Source organism: Streptomyces sp. NPDC048291 (assembly GCF_043201715.1).
Taxonomy (GTDB): domain Bacteria; phylum Actinomycetota; class Actinomycetes; order Streptomycetales; family Streptomycetaceae; genus Streptomyces.
Window position 1 is genome coordinate 131732 of sequence record NZ_JBICZC010000004.1, and the last position, 14809, is coordinate 146540.

14 protein-coding genes and 1 pseudogene are annotated in these 14809 nt (G+C 72.4%); 8 read left to right on the forward strand and 7 right to left on the reverse strand.

The window, feature by feature from the left end:
* Positions 1–41: 41 nt before the first annotated feature.
* Positions 42–614, reverse strand: coding sequence for a GNAT family N-acetyltransferase (locus ACGF5O_RS11450; protein WP_393809686.1), 573 nt, complete (start codon positions 612–614; stop codon positions 42–44).
* A gap of 625 nt (positions 615–1239) precedes the next feature.
* On the opposite strand from ACGF5O_RS11450, the pseudogene ACGF5O_RS11455 reads away from it, so the two are divergent.
* Positions 1240–1635: pseudogene (locus ACGF5O_RS11455) on the forward strand (carbohydrate binding domain-containing protein); the annotation flags it as partial.
* A gap of 69 nt (positions 1636–1704) precedes the next feature.
* Here the strand turns inward: ACGF5O_RS11455 and ACGF5O_RS11460 are convergent.
* The 5 genes from ACGF5O_RS11460 to ACGF5O_RS11480 all read right to left on the reverse strand — a co-directional run bounded on the left by ACGF5O_RS11460 (position 1705) and on the right by ACGF5O_RS11480 (position 6759).
* Complete coding sequence (locus tag ACGF5O_RS11460; RefSeq protein WP_393809687.1) at positions 1705–2256, reverse strand: hypothetical protein; 552 nt, start codon at positions 2254–2256, stop codon at positions 1705–1707.
* 455 nt (positions 2257–2711) lie between these two features.
* Positions 2712–2900, reverse strand: coding sequence for a hypothetical protein (locus ACGF5O_RS11465; protein WP_393809688.1), 189 nt, complete (start codon positions 2898–2900; stop codon positions 2712–2714).
* 15 nt (positions 2901–2915) lie between these two features.
* Complete coding sequence (locus ACGF5O_RS11470; protein WP_393809689.1) at positions 2916–4397, reverse strand: multicopper oxidase family protein; 1482 nt, start codon at positions 4395–4397, stop codon at positions 2916–2918.
* A 203-nt stretch (positions 4398–4600) separates the two neighbouring features.
* Positions 4601–5083 carry a DoxX family protein gene (locus ACGF5O_RS11475; RefSeq protein WP_393810118.1) on the reverse strand — a complete coding sequence of 161 codons (483 nt, stop codon included), beginning with the start codon at positions 5081–5083 and terminating at the stop codon, positions 4601–4603.
* 563 nt (positions 5084–5646) lie between these two features.
* On the reverse strand, positions 5647–6759 hold the full coding sequence (locus ACGF5O_RS11480; protein ID WP_393809690.1) for a Ku protein: 1113 nt from the start codon (positions 6757–6759) through the stop codon (positions 5647–5649).
* A gap of 3 nt (positions 6760–6762) precedes the next feature.
* Between ACGF5O_RS11480 and ligD the strand changes: the two genes are divergently transcribed.
* The gene (ligD, locus tag ACGF5O_RS11485) at positions 6763–7644 is read left to right on the forward strand and encodes a non-homologous end-joining DNA ligase (RefSeq protein WP_393809691.1); all 882 of its coding nucleotides are present in this window, start codon (positions 6763–6765) and stop codon (positions 7642–7644) included.
* A gap of 127 nt (positions 7645–7771) precedes the next feature.
* Here ligD and ACGF5O_RS11490 read toward each other — a convergent pair whose 3' ends face one another.
* Positions 7772–8575, reverse strand: coding sequence for a nuclease-related domain-containing protein (locus ACGF5O_RS11490; RefSeq protein WP_393809692.1), 804 nt, complete (start codon positions 8573–8575; stop codon positions 7772–7774).
* Between the two features lie 100 nt (positions 8576–8675).
* Here ACGF5O_RS11490 and ACGF5O_RS11495 point away from each other — a divergent pair, with 100 nt between their 5' ends.
* From ACGF5O_RS11495 to ACGF5O_RS11520, 6 genes are all read left to right on the forward strand, one after another.
* Positions 8676–9182: a protein phosphatase gene (locus tag ACGF5O_RS11495; protein WP_393809693.1), complete on the forward strand. Its 507-nt coding sequence runs from the start codon at positions 8676–8678 to the stop codon at positions 9180–9182.
* Positions 9183–9323: 141 nt separating this feature from the next.
* The gene (locus tag ACGF5O_RS11500) at positions 9324–10082 is read left to right on the forward strand and encodes a hypothetical protein (protein ID WP_393809694.1); all 759 of its coding nucleotides are present in this window, start codon (positions 9324–9326) and stop codon (positions 10080–10082) included.
* The gene (locus tag ACGF5O_RS11505) at positions 10079–11308 is read left to right on the forward strand and encodes an ATP-binding protein (protein ID WP_393809695.1); all 1230 of its coding nucleotides are present in this window, start codon (positions 10079–10081) and stop codon (positions 11306–11308) included. Before ACGF5O_RS11500 ends, ACGF5O_RS11505 begins: the two co-directional genes overlap by 4 nt.
* A gap of 251 nt (positions 11309–11559) precedes the next feature.
* Complete coding sequence (locus ACGF5O_RS11510) at positions 11560–11817, forward strand: hypothetical protein (protein ID WP_393809696.1); 258 nt, start codon at positions 11560–11562, stop codon at positions 11815–11817.
* A gap of 89 nt (positions 11818–11906) precedes the next feature.
* Entirely contained in the window at positions 11907–13268 is a 1362-nt protein-coding gene (locus ACGF5O_RS11515) for an FtsW/RodA/SpoVE family cell cycle protein (protein WP_393809697.1), read from the forward strand.
* Complete coding sequence (locus ACGF5O_RS11520) at positions 13265–14755, forward strand: penicillin-binding transpeptidase domain-containing protein (RefSeq protein WP_393809698.1); 1491 nt, start codon at positions 13265–13267, stop codon at positions 14753–14755. Before ACGF5O_RS11515 ends, ACGF5O_RS11520 begins: the two co-directional genes overlap by 4 nt.
* Positions 14756–14809 lie beyond the last annotated feature (54 nt).

Consider the following 14809-nt stretch of genomic DNA (forward strand, 5'->3'; position numbering starts at 1 on the left):
CAACACGGCAGTTCGGCAATCCGGCAGTTCGGCAGAACAGGTCATGCCTCGCCCGCTTCGCTCGTCGTGTGCCGCTGGTCGAACTCCTCGGCGAGCATGCCCATCATGACGAGGTCGTGGTGTCGGCCGGCGAAGAACACATGTTCCCGCAACCGCCCCTCCTCGGTGAAGCCGAGCCGACGGAACAGTGCCAACGACGCCTCGTTGTGCGCGAAGACCGCCGCCAGGCACTTGTGGTAGCGCCGCTCGGCGAACATGAAGCGAAGCAGGAGCATGACGGCTTCCGTCGCGTAACCCCTGCCCCGGTGGTCGGCGCCGATCATGACATCGCACTCGAACCAGCCCGAACGAGGGCCGGTGCGATGCGAGCCGACCGTGCCGACCAGTTCTCCCGTGGCCGTCGATTCGACCGCCAGTTGGAAGCGGTCGTCATCAGACGCGGCTACGGACTGCTCCTGCGTCCACGCACGGCAGCTCTCGGCGGATCGCGGCAGATCCAGCCGACTCCCTCCCCGCCCGTCGTCGGCGGCGACGGCGAAGCGCATGAACGCCGTCCAGTCCTCGGGTTCGACGGCGCGTAGGCGGACCCGGTGACCGGTCCAGGACGATGCCATGCCCCATTTGAGCACGTTGCTGTGCGCACGAGGCCGCGAGGCGCACCGAGGCGGGCGTGGCTCCTTCGGGCGAGGCCGGGCTGAACCTCCGGAGCGGGCGTTGCGTATGAGTCCGCAGGGACAGCTCTGGCTCTGTGCCACGGGACGGAAGGAGAGCACCGTGCCCACACCGGACGACCGCACCCCGCTGGAGCCCATCCGCGTGCAGCGCATGCGCAACACCGACGCGTTGGCCCAGTTGCTTGACGACATACGCGAGGACAAGGACTACCGCGGCCACGCGACCGTGACCGCAGCCGTCCCCCACGCCCCGGCCGACGGTGAGACCGAGCAGCTGCCGCCTGTCCCCGACGGCGGCGGGACGGAACAACTCCCCGGGCTCCCCGGGCGCCCTGTACTCGACGGCGACACCCGGCCGCCGCGCCTGGGGCCAGTTCAGCGCCGGGCGGCCGTGGTGATCGCGGTCGCCGCGGCGGCCGTCGTCGGCTTCGGCTGCTCTCTCCTGATCCCCGGAAGTACGAAGGCCACCCGGCCCGTTCCCGCGACGGGCGCGGCGAGCACGGCAAGCACGCAGCCGTCGACCGCTCCGACATCGACCGCCCCGGGCACGAGCGGGGTCTCCGACGTCCTGGCCAACCCCGGCTTCGAGTCGGGCGGTCTCTCGCCGTGGAACTGCGCCGGAAACCCGGGCTCGATCGTCTCCTCCCCCGTGCACGCGGGCTCGAAGGCCCTCCAGGGGAAGGTGAGTTCGCGCGACACCGGGCAGTGCGACCAGACCGTCGCGGTGCGGCCGGACACGGCCTACTCGCTCAGCGGCTGGGTCCGCGGCTCCAATGTCTACCTGGGCGTGAACGGCGGCGCCTCCACCTGGACCACCTCACCCTCCGGCTACAGCCGACTGACCGTCTCCTTCACCACGGGCAGCTCCCAGACCAGCGCGACGATCTACGTGCACGGCTGGTACGCGCAGGGCGACTACTACGCCGACGACATCGCCCTGAACGGGCCCGCCGGGGGCGGACACGCCTAGACGTTTCATCGGATCCCGACGGCCAGGGATTCACCGGGATACACCGGGATACACGAGGATTTACGCGGGCGGAGCGTACGGGTTCCCCTGGGACGCCGGTGGGCCGCCCCACCACACCCCTGGTGGCGGAACGGGAACCCAGTCCGGGCCGCGGTGGTCCAGCCACCACCTGCCGATGGTGTGGAACTTCCCCTCGAAGTCGCGGTCCCAGGTGAGGAACCCGGTCGTCGGCGCCCGCAGGCGGGTTTGACGGCCGCCCGCTTCGTAGATCACGACGGTCCGGCTGCCGAGGAGCGACTCGATCTGGATGGCCTGGACGTTCGCCCACGGGATGGTCCGGCGGCGGAAGTTGTGCACGACGGCCGCCGACGGCGTGAGGGTGACCCCGAACCCCCGCGTGGCGATCTGCACCAGAGGCAGCAGGACACCCCATACGAACAGCCCCGGGACGATCACGGGGTCGAACGATCCCCCCTCGAACCAGAACAGGCCCTGGGAAAGCATGACGACACCGAGTCCGGGCAGCATGGGCAGCAGTCGCTGACGGATCGTCAACCGGTAGCGGATGTTCTGTTGTTCCGACGACACAGCCGCGACCTGCGATTGCTCCACCAGTCCCCCGCCCCTCGCACCCTGCGGTCTGCGGCCGCCAGTCGGTGCCAGGACAGCATGGCTGATCAGGAACTGTGGACGCCAGGGGAATCATGGGCATGATGAGGCAATGACTTCCTGGCTGAGCAACCGGAGCACGTGGCTGCGCGTACTGCTCGTGTGGGCGATCACGCTGACCGCCGGCCTGCTCGGGACTGCCTTCGCCCGGACCTTCCTTGAGCACCCCCCTCTCCCGCCCTTCTCCTCCCACCTCCCGATGACGGTGGGCGGCTCCTTCCTCATCGCCGTCTCCAGCGCGAGGGGGTTGGGTCGGAGCCGACGCCGACGGGACCGGCGAGATGAAGCCGGTCGCCGGACAGCCGCACAGTAGAGCGATTCGAGCAGTGGAGCGATTCGGTACGACGACCCGGATACGCACTGCTCGGACGAGGGTGCCGTAGCGGGCGTGACAGGCGTCAGGCCGAGGTCGGGGCCTGTGCGGTGGGGGGCTTGCGGGCGGACCGTTGCCGGGTGCGGAGTGCCACCAGCGTGGCGCCGAGCAGCAGTTCCAGCGCGGCCGGGTCGGGAACATGCGGCTGAGCACCGTGCCGGCCCTCCCAGCCGCGAGCCAGGGCTGTCCCCGGCCAGCGTACGACCGCCGCCACGGTCGCCCCGGCCGGTCACTTGCCGGGCGAGTCCGCGCGGGGCGCGACGATGTCCAGGACGGCCATCATGCCCATGTCCTCGTGGTTGAGGATGTGGCAGTGGACCACGGTCCGCCCGGTGAAGTCGGTGTAGTGGATGCGGAGGACCGCCTTGCCGCGGACGGGCACGTCGATGGTGTCGTACCAGGCGTGGGACGGGTCGTGGGCCTTTCCGTCGATGCTCATGAGCTGGAAGTCGTTGGTGTGGATGTGGAAGGAGTGGGTCTCGTCCGTGTCGTTGCGGACGGTCCACTCCTCGACGGTGTCGAGGGTGCCCGTGAAGTCGGTCCGGTGCGGGTCGTACATCCGGCCGTTGATGTAGAAATTCGTGCCCGCCTTGTTCTCCGTGAGGACGACGGTCCTGCGGGCCGCGATCTTCGCGTGGCTCAGGTCCTCGTGCGGGGCGATGTCGGTCGGCAGGGCGGCCCGTTGCACGGGTGCGCCGCCGGTGACGACGGTGGCGAGGTCGGCCCGGGGGAACTTGTTCCCGGCCGGACCGGTGTCGTACGGCAGGGTCTCCAGCCGCGTGACGCCGGGCGGGCCGCCCTGGACCAGGACGTCGAAGCGCGCTCCGGCCGCGATCACGATCGTGTCCTGGTCGTACGCCTTGCGGACGGGGACGCCGTCCTGGGCGATCACGCGGAAGCGGGAGCCCTGGAGGTGGAGCTTGTAGTAGATGTTGGCCCCGATGTTGGCGAGCCGCCAGAGCTGGGTCTCCCCCGGCCGGATCCTGATCACCGGGTTCTGCTGGCCGTTGACCGTACGGTTCGTCGGCGACCCGATCTTGAGCGGGTGCGTCCTGATCGAGTCGCCCTCGACCTGGAAGTCCTTGAACGCGATCGTGTGCTCGGTGATGCCGCGCAGGGCCGGGGGCAGGTGCTGCTGGAGGCCGTCGACGATGACGACGCCCGACTCGCCGCCCGCGACCTGCGGGGCGGACGTCATGTCAGCGTGCGAGTGGTACCAGAACGTGCCGGTCGGGTGGGTGAACGGCAGCTGGTACCGGTAGTGGTACGACTGGTTGTACTTGATGGCGACGAAGACGTCGTCGGAGGGGCTGTGCGGCGAGACGTGCAGGCCGTGCGTGTGCAGGTTGGTGTCGGCGTCGACGCGGTTGGTCATGGTGAGGTCGATGCGGTCACCGGGCCGTACCCGCAGGGTGGGTGGCATGTACGCCCCGTTGTAGGTGGTGGCGTACAGCCGGCGGTCGCCGACCCGCACCTTCCGGCGTTCCACCACGATGGCCGCCTTCAGGAGGCCGTTGCGGCTGACCAGCTCCGGCGGGTCCTGCAGCCGCGGTCCGGCCGGGAGGTCGTGGCCGGCCTCGGGCGCGGGCTGCCGGGTGCCGGCGGGGTCTCCGGCCGGTGTCAGGTCCCCGCAGCCGGTCAGCCAGCCGGTGGCGAGGAGCAGGCCGGCGGCCGGCAGGGCCAGCGCGGAACGGATACGGGACCGGGTCACGTCTCTCCCAGGGATGCCGAGCTCAGCCGGAATGTAGGAGGAATGTAGGAGGGGTGACTCGGCCGCTCGGGGTGCCACGCGCACGGAGCCGCGACAAGGTCACTCCGGGCCGCGGGGCTTCCACACGGATGGCGGCAGCGGCCCCGCCGCCCGGACGCGGAGGCCGGCGAGTGCCGAGGTATGTCGACGGATGCCGACGGATGTCAGATGCTCAGCGCGATTGCGGCACCGATGCCGCCCAGACCGAGCGCGACGGCCGCCGGGAGCCAGCCGCCCGAGCGCCAGGGGAAGAACCGGTCGAGGGAGAGCCGGCCCGGGCCGATGGCGGTGAGGGCGAGGGCGACGATGCAGATGGCGACGCTGTACTCGACTCCGCCGTTCTGGATCCACAGGCCGTGGGCACCGCTCACGGTCGCCATCGCGTTGATCATCACGCCGATGACGGCGGCGGCTGCCAGCGGGGTGAGCAGGCCTACCGCGAGACCGAGGCCCCCGCAGATTTCGGAGAGGCTGCCGATCACGGCGAAGACCTTGCCCGGGTGGTAGCCGAGGGCGTCGAAGCTTCTGCCGGTGGCCGCCAGGCCCGGCCCTCCGAAGAGGCCGAAGAGCTTCTGCGCGCCGTGGCCCGCCAGCAGCAGTCCGAAGGTCAGCCTGATCAGCAGCAGTCCGCACTCCGCGGCGGACAGCCCCGGCAGCGCACCGGCGGCCCGCGTGTCGCCCGGCGGGCCCGAGGTGGTCCTTGCCGCCGTATCGGCGGGCCGGCCGGCCTCCGCCGCGGGGGTGCGTACCTGAGTGAGGGACAGGGCGCGGGTTCGGCCGAGGGGGTGGAAATGCAGTGCACGCATGACAATGCCTTCACGAACGGGGACAACCTGTCTGCCCGCCGTGCAGCGGGCCTCCCCCCTCATCCAGCATTGCGCGACGCATGCGGCATATCTACGGAATTGCCAGAATATGCACTATCGCGGATGGCGATAACCGGCCGGGCGACGGCCCGCGGCCGCACACCCTGCGGGTCTGGCACGCATCGGCGACCGCCGCGGGCCGGTGTGGGCCGGTCGCGCAGTTCCCCGCGCCCCTGAAGGGGCGCTTCGGACGGCGCTTCTTCGCAGGCGGCACCCCGCAAGCGCCGCAAGGACAGGCGGACGGGATCCGAACGGCACCGTGGAGACGCGCGGTGACGGCCCCTCAGGGGAGTCGAGGCGCTGAACGGACGCGACGCGGGCCCTTGGCACGCGCCGGCGCACTTTCATGCGGAGCGTCTGGGAGACGAAGCCGTCTTCTTGGCAGCAGCCTTCTTCGCCGGCGCCTTCCCGGCCACGGACTTGGCGGCCGTGGACTTCGCGGCCGCCGCCTTCTCCGCCCCCGCCCTGCCCTCCGCCGCCTTCTTCGTCACCGTCTTCTTCGGCGCGGGCTGCTTCGCCGCGGACTCCTTCGCCGCCGCCTGCTTCGCGGTCGTCCTCTTCGCCCCCGACGCGGACTTCTTGCCCGGCAGTGGCGTGACCTCCGCCTCCTCGGCCCCGGCCCCGGCCGCCTCCCCTCTCGACTCCTTCGCCGCCCGCACGCTCTTCTCCAGGGCCGCCATCAGGTCGAGGACCTTGCCGCCCTGCGCCGGTTCGGGGGTCTCCGGCGGGCTCTCGCCGGAGGCCTTCGCGGCGATGACCTCCTCCAGCGCCTCCCGGTACTCGTCGTGCAGGTCCTCCAGATCGACCTCGCCGAGGGTGTCCATCAGGGCGTCCGCGAGGTCGAGTTCCTTGTCGCGGACGGTGACGTCGACGTCGGGGGCGACGCCCTCGGGGGCGCGGACCTCGTCCGGCCAGAGCAGGCCGTGCATGGCGATGGCGTCGCCGACCACCCGGAGCATGCCGAGGCGCTCACGGCCGCGCAGCGCGTACTTCGCGATGGCCACCTTGTGGCTGCGCTTCAGGGCCTCGCGGAGGAGGGTGTACGGCTTCGCGGCCGGGGCACCGGAGGCCGCGAGGTAGTACGCCGCGTCCATCTGGAGCGGGTCGATCCGGTCGGCCGGGACGAACGCGACGATCTCGATCGTGCGGGCGGTGGGGATGGGCAGGTGGGACAGGTCCTCGTCGGTGATCGGGACGATCGTGCCGTCGGCGTCCTCGTACCCCTTGCCGATCTCCGACTGGGTGACCTCACGGTCCTCCAGCTCGCAGAACTTGCGGTACCGGATGCGGCCGTTGTCCTCGGTGTGGACCTGGCGGAAGGAGATCGAGTGGCTCTCCGTGGCGTTCACCAGCTTGATCGGGATGCTGACGAGCCCGAAGGAGATCGCGCCGTTCCAGATGGATCGCACGTGCGGTTTCCCTCCGTCCGAATACCAGGATTTGTATGAGATTGTCATCGTATGACGCCGATCACAGAGGTGGACGGGCGAAGGGTCGCGCTCAGCAATCTGGAGAAGGTGCTGTACCCGGCGACCGGGTTCACCAAGGGCGAGCTGCTGCACTACTACGCGACGACGTCCGGGGTCCTGCTGCCCCATCTGCGGGACCGTCCGGTGTCCTTCCTGCGCTATCCGGACGGCCCCGACGGCCAGGTGTTCTTCACCAAGAACGTGCCGCCGGGTACGCCCGAGTGGGTCACGACCGCCGAGGTGCGCCGGTCGGAGGGGGCGGCGCGGATGGTGCTGGTGCAGGACCTCGCGAGTCTGATGTGGGCGGCGAACCTGGTCGCCGAGTTCCACACGCACCAGTGGCCGGTGGGGACGCCGGACGAGGCCGACCGGATCGTCTTCGACCTGGACCCGGGCGCGCCGGCGACGGTGGTCCAGTGCTGTGCGGTGGCGCTGTGGCTGCGGGAGCGGCTGGCGGCGGACGGGATCGAGGCGTACGTCAAGACGGCCGGGTCGAAGGGGCTGCATCTGCTGGCGGCGGTGCGGGGCGCGTCCAGCGAGCGGGTGAGCGAGTACGCGAAGGGGCTGGCGGTGGAGGCGGAGCGGGCGCTGCCGCGGCTGGTGGTGCACCGGATGACGCGGAGTCTGCGGCCCGGGAAGGTGTTCGTGGACTGGAGCCAGAACGCGGGGCGGAAGACGACGGCCGCGCCGTACACGGTGCGGGCGCGGCGGGAGCCGACGGTGTCGGCGCCGGTCACCTGGGAGGAGGTCGCGCAGTGCCGGGCGGCGGGCCAGCTGGTGTTCCGGGCGGGGGACATCGCGCCGCGCGTCCAGGACCACGGGGACCTGCTGGCCCCGCTGCTGGACGCGGGGCGCGCCGCGGAACTGCCCTGAGCGGCCCTGCTCCGAGCCGGCCTGCTCCGAGCGGGCCTGCTCCGAGCGGGCCTGCCCTGAGAAGCCCCGCCCCCGGGAAGCCCCGCCCCGGGAAGCCCTGCCCCGGGAAGCTCTGCCCCGGGAAGCTCTAGACCCTCACCCACGTGTTCCGGTCCCGTGCCATCGCGTGCAGGGCCTCCACGTCCGCCGGCTTGAGGACGCCGCCCAGGCGGGACAGGGTGTCCAGGTCCCGGTCGCGGAGGATGTGGACCTCGCGCGGCGGGGCGGTCAGCATGACGTCCGCCGGTTCGGTCAGGGCCAGCACCGGACGGACCTCGGCGGTGAGGGCGTACGAGGCCCGGTCGGCGTCCGCCCGCAGGCGGCGCAGCAGCGGCCGGGGGTCACGGCGGCCCAGGGTGACCATCGGATCGGCGACCTGGACCTTCTGCTTGCGGGCGTAGAGGGAGTACACGCAGAACAGGCCGCCCGGCCCGATCAGCAGGTGGTGCAGGCGGTCGCCGCCGGGCAGCGGGACGGAGTGCAGGGCGTGCCAGCCGGCGCCGTCCAGGCGGTCCAGGGCGTCGCCGACGGCCTGTTCCGCGGCCAGGGCGCGGCGGCGCGGGTCGGGGCGCAGCCGGTGGGCCGGACCGGGGTCCCGGTCGAGGGCGACCAGCAGCGCCTCGCCGGGGCGGTTGGGTGCCAGGTCGTCGTCGGGATGCAGGCTCAGCCGGGCCAGTTCGGCGGGGGTGGGCACGGGTGGCGGGCCGATCGTGACCGGGCCGGTCAGGAACGGCCGCAGGGTCTCCAGCACATCGTCCCGCCGCTCCTCGCTGAGCAGGTTGACCCGGCCGGCCTCCCGGTCGTACCAGGCGATGTTCCTTCCGTCCGTGAGGCATACGTACAGTCGCTCCTGGCCGTGCCGCCAGGCCGGCACGACGCGCAGTCCGCTCATTGCGTCATCACCCCTCGACCATGGGAACAGGCGGGGTGCTCCAGGGGCAAGAACCCCGCTACCTTTGACAGGGGTTGGCGCGCGCAGCGGGGAGGCGCCGGTGCGGATCCGTGGGGAGCAGTACGACGTGCCGGCTCCGGACAGTCCCTGGAGCGAGGTGCTGCCCGGTCTGTGGATGGGCGGCCACGAGTTCCGGGCGCGTTCGGGGCGGCTGGAGGCTGCCGTGGTGCGGGACGAGTTCGATCTGGTGCAGAGTCTGCTGCGGCTGCCCGGGCACGGTCCGGCGGCCGGGGTCGAGCACCACGTGTGGCCGATACCGGACGGACCGCTGGACGGCACCCAGCTCGCGGGGGTGATGCGGCTCGCGCGGGCGGCCGGCGAGGCGCTGGACGCGGGGCGGTCGGTGCTGGTGCGCTGCTACAGCGGGTACAACCGGTCGGGGCTCGTGGTCGCGCAGACACTGGTGTACCAGGGGCGTACGGCCGAGGAGGCGATCCGGCTGGTGCGGGCCAGGCGCTCGCCCTGGGCGCTGCACAACGAGCTGTTCGTGGCCTACCTGCGGGCCGGCCTGTCCACCGCCCGTCTCCTGGAGGACCTCGCCGAGTAGCCTCTCCCGTGCGTCGGCGGCCCCAGGCGCAAAAAGGACTTCCCTACAAATCTGCGAATAAGGTGTACGGGGCCTGCCAGCCCACCGACCACCGACTACCGCCCCCGCCCCCGCCCCCGCCCCCGCCGAGCCAGGAGCAGCGTGCCAGCCCGTCGTCCCGTCCGCACCGCCGTGACCACGGCCGCCGTCGCCCTGCTGGCGCTGACCGCGGCCGGCTGCGGCGACTCCGGCGGGCTGCGCGGGGCCGGGGCGGCACCGACCGCGGTCAGCCCCGCGAAGCTCTGGCCCGACCTGCGGCCGGCGTCCAGCCCGGCCTGGCCCTACGACGAGGGCAGCACGGAGCCCGTGAAGGGGGTCACGGTGCCCGGCGACGACATCCGCCGGGTGGATCCGGTGGCGGTCGTACGGGCGGAGATCGCCTCGGACCCGGCGGACTACGGATCCAAGGGGGCGTACCACGAGACCGCGGAGCGGATGGAGGAGTGCACGGCGGGCGGCGGCGGGGCGCGCTGTCCGCTGCTGAAGCCGTACTACCGGGACCTCACCGGGGACGGGCGGGACGAGCTGACGCTCGGGTTCCGGCTGTATCCGACGAACCAGACCGCGCTGCGCGTGTACACCGTCGAGAAGGGCCGGCTGATGCAGGTCCTCGACGACGACGACGCGATCATCGGCGTCGAGCTGGCCGGACGGACGGTGATCGTACGGTCGCCGGCCGGGATCAGCGGGTACGAGTACCGGACGACCTGGGCGTGGGACCCGGAGCGGAAGGCGCTGGTGTTCTCCCGGGACGAGTTCCTGCGCACCGGCAAGGGGCACCACACCCGCACCCCGGTGCCGTCGGCATCGACATCGGCACCGGCACCGACCTCGGCTTCGGCTTCGGCGGGCGCGCGATGAGGCTGCCCCGCTGGGCCGGGACGCTGGCGGCGAAGTCGGCCGCGTTCATCACGGTGATGTGCTGCGCGCTGGCCGCGCTGCTCGGCGTCCTTGTGCATGTGTCGGTCACCGACCAGACCGTCGCCCAGGCCCGCGACCAGGCGCTGAGCCGGCTCGCGGAGGCGACGAGCGCGTACGAGGCGGGGGACGCGCTGCCGCGGGGCGCGCACCTCGACCCGCGGGGGCTGCCCGGGCAGCTGCGGGCGCTGGCGCTGGCAGGGGACCGCGGCACGATGGTCGCCCGGGACGACGGTCGCCCCACGATGTGGGCGGCGGGCCCGGCCGACCGGCACCGGGCGCTCGCGGTGGCCGTCGACTACTCCCAGCAGGCCCGCACCATCGCCGCCCTGGACAGCTCCATCCTCTGGTCGTCGGCGCTGGCCATCGGGGCGACGCTGCTGGTCGGCGCGTTCGCGGTGACCCGGGTGAGCCGGCGGCTGCACGGCACGGCGCAGGTGGCCCGGCGGATCAGCGCCGGCGACCTGGACGCCCGGGTGCACGACCCCCGTACCAAGGACCCGACCCGCCCGCAGGACGAGGTGGCCGCGGTCGCCGCCGCGCTGGACGGGATGGCCGCGTCGCTGCAGAGCAAGCTGCTGAGCGAGCAGCGGTTCACGGCCGACGTGGCGCACGAGCTGCGGACGCCGCTGACGGGGCTGCACGCGGCGGCGGAACTGCTGCCTCCGGGGCGGCCGACGGAACTGGTGCGGGACCGGGTGGCCGCGCTGCGCACGCTCACCGAGGACCTGCTGGAGATCTCCCGCCTCGACGCGGGCCGGGAGCGGCTGGAGACCGACGCGGAGGCCCTGGGCACGCTGGCCGAGCGGGTGGTGCGGGCGTCCGGGACGGAGACCGAGGTGAAGGTCGTCCGGGACGTCTGGGTCGAGACCGACCGGCGGCGGCTGGAACGGGTGCTGGGAAACCTGGTCGCCAACGCGCACCGGCACGGGCGGGGGCCCGTGGTGCTGACGGTGGAGGGGAAGGAGGTCACCGTGCGGGATCACGGGGACGGCTATCCCGACTACCTGGTGGCCCACGGCCCGCAGCGGTTCCGCACGGAGGGCGGGGCCAAGGGGCACGGGCTGGGGCTGACGATCGCGGTGGGGCAGGCGGAGGTGCTGGGCGCGCGGCTGTGTTTCGCGAACGCGATCGATGGTGGCGCGGTGGCCACGCTGACGCTCCCGTAGGGGGCGTGCGGTGGTGGACCGGCTGCGGGCCGGCGGGGGCTTGTCGCGCAGTTCCCCGCGCCCCTAAAGGAAGGGGCCGCTGCAGTGCGCCCCCTTTAGGGGCGCGGGGAACTGCGCGAGCAACCCCCACGCACCCGCACCCGGTCCACCACCGCCACCCCCCTTCGGCTCACCGCAGAGCGCGGCCCCCCGGCACCCCTCCTAGCGTGGCAACTAGCCAGCTCCCCACCGAACCGCCCGCCGGAGGCCCCATGCTCCCCCGCAGTTTCGCGATAGCCGTCGCCGCCGCCCTCGTCGCCCTCTGCGGCGCCGCCCCCGCCCTCGCCGACGACGGCTGGGACAGCGCCGGGACGGGGACCAGCCAGGTCGACGACCCCTCCGACGACGGCCGCCTCGACGGCGTCGGCAACACCGCCGGCGTCTCCGGCACCTCGGGCACCTCCGGCGGCATCGACGACTTCCTCGGCCCCGGCGGCCCGGACGACCCCGCCGACCCCGCCGGCTGGTGAGGCGTCGTCACCGCGGGCGCGGAGCTGTACGCCACGCTGGTGCCGACCCACAAGACACTCGACTCACACTATTTGGGTAAGTTCCGGACATGACCAAGGCCGGAACCACCCTGGCGGCGACCGCGACCCCCACCTCCGCCGTACGCCTCCCCCGGCGCCGTGGCATCGAACTCGCCCTGATCGTGCTGGCCGTCCTGCTCTGCGTGTACGGCTACTGCGCGGTCGGCCTGGCGAAGACCGGTACCGTTCCGCCCGGTGCCGCCGGTTACGGCGCCGGCCTAGGAGTCCTCGCGCTCGTCGCCCATCTCGCCGTACGCTTCCGCGCCCCGTACGCCGACCCGCTGCCGCTCCCGATCGGCGTGCTGCTCAACGGACTCGGCCTGGTCCTGATCTACCGCCTTGACCTTCAGACCCCCGGAGACCGGGCGGCCCCCGCCCAACTCGTCTGGTCCACCCTGGGCGTCGGCTTCTTCATCATGGTCGTGCTGATGCTCCGCGACCACCGCGTGCTACAGCGCTACGCGTACGTCTGCGTCGCCGCCGCGCTCGTCCTGCTGCTCCTGCCGATCCTCTTCCCGGCCGTCAACGGGGCCCGGATCTGGGTCAGGGTCGCCGGATTCTCCATCCAGCCCAGCGAGTTCGCGAAGGTGCTGCTCGCGGTGTTCTTCGCCGCGTACCTGGCGGCCAACCGCAGCGCGCTCGCGTACGCGGGCCGCCGGCTGTGGTTCATGCAGTTCCCGACCGGCCGGGTGCTCGGCCCGATCGTCACCATCTGGCTGGTGAGCGTCGGCGTCCTGATCCTCGAACGCGACCTCGGCACCTCGCTGCTCTTCTTCGGCCTGTTCGTCGTCATGCTGTACGTCGCCACCGGGCGGACCGGCTGGATCGCCGTCGGCCTGCTGCTCGCCGTGTTCGGCGCGGTCGCCGTAGGCCGTCTCGAGCCGCACGTGCACGGCCGCATCGAGGACTGGATGCACCCGTTCGCCTCGATCGACGCGGGGCAGGGGCCGAACCAACTCGCCCAGTCCCTCTTCGCGTTCGCGGCCGGCGGGGTCCTCGGCACCGGTCTGGGCCTCGGCCACTCCATCCTCATCGGCTTCGCCGCCAAGTCGGACTTCATCCTGGCCACCGCGGGCGAGGAACTCGGCCTCGCCGGACTCTCCGCGATCTTCCTCCTCTACGGCCTGCTGGTCGAGCGCGGCTACCGGGCCGGGCTCGCCCTGCGCGACCCCTTCGGCCGGCTGCTCGCGGTCGGGCTCGCCTCGATCGTCGCGCTCCAGGTGTTCGTGATCGCGGGCGGGGTGACCGGGCTGATCCCGCTGACCGGCATGGCGATGCCGTTCCTCGCCCAGGGCGGCTCCTCGGTCGTCACCAACTGGGCGATCGTGGCCCTGCTGATCCGGGTGAGCGACTCGGCCCGCCGCCACTACGACGGACAGGTCGCCCCATGAGCACCGAGTACGGCCGCCGCCGGGCCGGCACGGCCAGGTACATCCGGCGGGCCCGCGCCCTGTGCGCCCTGCTGCTGTTCGCCCTCCTCGTCAACGCGGCCCGCGTCCAGGTCGTCCTGTCCCGGCAGTACGACGACAACCCCGCCAACCGCCGCAACTCGATCGCCCGTTACGGCCTCCCCCGCGGCGACATCGTGGTCGGCGGCGCGCCGGTCACCGGCTCCCGGGACAGCGGGGAGCAGCTTCGCTACGAACGCACCTACCCGCAGGGCCCGTTGTACGCCCCGGTCACCGGCTTCGCCTCCCAGCTGTACGGCACCACGTTCCTGGAGCACGCCGAGGACGCGGTGCTCTCCGGGACCGACCCGCTGCTGTCGCCGCTCCCGCTGTGGAACGACACCGGCCGGGCGCTGAACCCGGGCGGGAACGTCGTCACGACCCTGAACCGGTACGCCCAGGAGGCCGCCTTCCGGGGGCTCGGCTCGCGCAAGGGCGCGGTCGCCGCGATCGAACCGTCGACCGGCCGGATCCTCGCCCTGGTCTCCACCCCGTCGTACGACCCCTCCGAACTGTCCGGCAACGGCAAGGCGGTGACCTCGGCCTGGGCGCGGCTGAACGACGACCCTGAGAAGCCGATGCTCAACCGGGCGGTACGGCAGACGTATCCGCCGGGCTCGACCTTCAAGGTGGTCACGGCAGCCGCCGCGCTCGACGCGGGCGTGGTCACCGACCTGGACGCGCCGACCGACTCCCCCGACCCCTACCGGCTGCCGGGCACCAGGACCCGGCTGACCAACGAGGGCGACGGCTGCGGGGACGCCTCGCTGCGGGCGGCCTTCGAGTGGTCCTGCAACACGGTCTTCGCGAAGCTCGGCGTGGACGTGGGCGCGGCGCAGATGACGGCGACGGCGCAGGCGTTCGGCTTCAACGACACCCGGGTGCGGATCCCGTTCACCGCCGCGCCGAGCACCTTCGACACGAGCGTGGACAAGGCGCAGCTGGCCCTGTCGTCGATCGGGCAGTACAACACCCGGGCCACGCCGCTGCAGATGGCGATGGTCGCGGCGGCGGTGGCGGACGGGGGGCTGGCCCGGCCGCCGTACCTGGTGGAGCGGACCGTGCGGCGGACCGGCGAGACGGTCGGCATGGGCGGGGCGGGTCCTGTACGGCAGGTGATGAGTGCCGCGACGGCCATGCGCATGAAGGAACTCATGGTCGGCGTGGTCGAGGAGGGCACCGGCACGAACGCGGCGATCCGCGGCGCCACGGTCGGCGGCAAGACCGGCACCGCGCAGCACGGCATCGGCAACTCCGGGGTGCCGTACGCCTGGTTCGTGTCCTGGGCGCAGGCGGACGACGACCTGGAGCCGAAGGTCGCGGTGGCGGTGGTGGTGGAGGACGCGGCGGCCGACCGTTCGGACATCAGCGGGGGCGGGGACGCGGCGCCGATCGCCCGGTCGGTGATGCGGGCGGTACTCGGGTTCTGAGACACGGAGTCAGCAAGTCGTGCGCGGGGGATTGACCGGCTTGCTGACAAGCGG

Coding starts and splice junctions, on each gene's coding strand:
- ACGF5O_RS11450 (WP_393809686.1), bottom strand. CDS start 614: ATGGCATCGTCCTGGACCGGTCACCGGGTCCGCCTACGCGCCGTCGAA.
- ACGF5O_RS11480 (WP_393809690.1), bottom strand. CDS start 6,759: ATGACAATCTCATACAAATCCTGGTATTCGGACGGAGGGAAACCGCAC.
- ligD (WP_393809691.1), top strand. CDS start 6,763: ATGACGCCGATCACAGAGGTGGACGGGCGAAGGGTCGCGCTCAGCAAT.
- ACGF5O_RS11490 (WP_393809692.1), bottom strand. CDS start 8,575: ATGAGCGGACTGCGCGTCGTGCCGGCCTGGCGGCACGGCCAGGAGCGA.
- ACGF5O_RS11505 (WP_393809695.1), top strand. CDS start 10,079: ATGAGGCTGCCCCGCTGGGCCGGGACGCTGGCGGCGAAGTCGGCCGCG.
- ACGF5O_RS11510 (WP_393809696.1), top strand. CDS start 11,560: ATGCTCCCCCGCAGTTTCGCGATAGCCGTCGCCGCCGCCCTCGTCGCC.
- ACGF5O_RS11515 (WP_393809697.1), top strand. CDS start 11,907: ATGACCAAGGCCGGAACCACCCTGGCGGCGACCGCGACCCCCACCTCC.
- ACGF5O_RS11520 (WP_393809698.1), top strand. CDS start 13,265: ATGAGCACCGAGTACGGCCGCCGCCGGGCCGGCACGGCCAGGTACATC.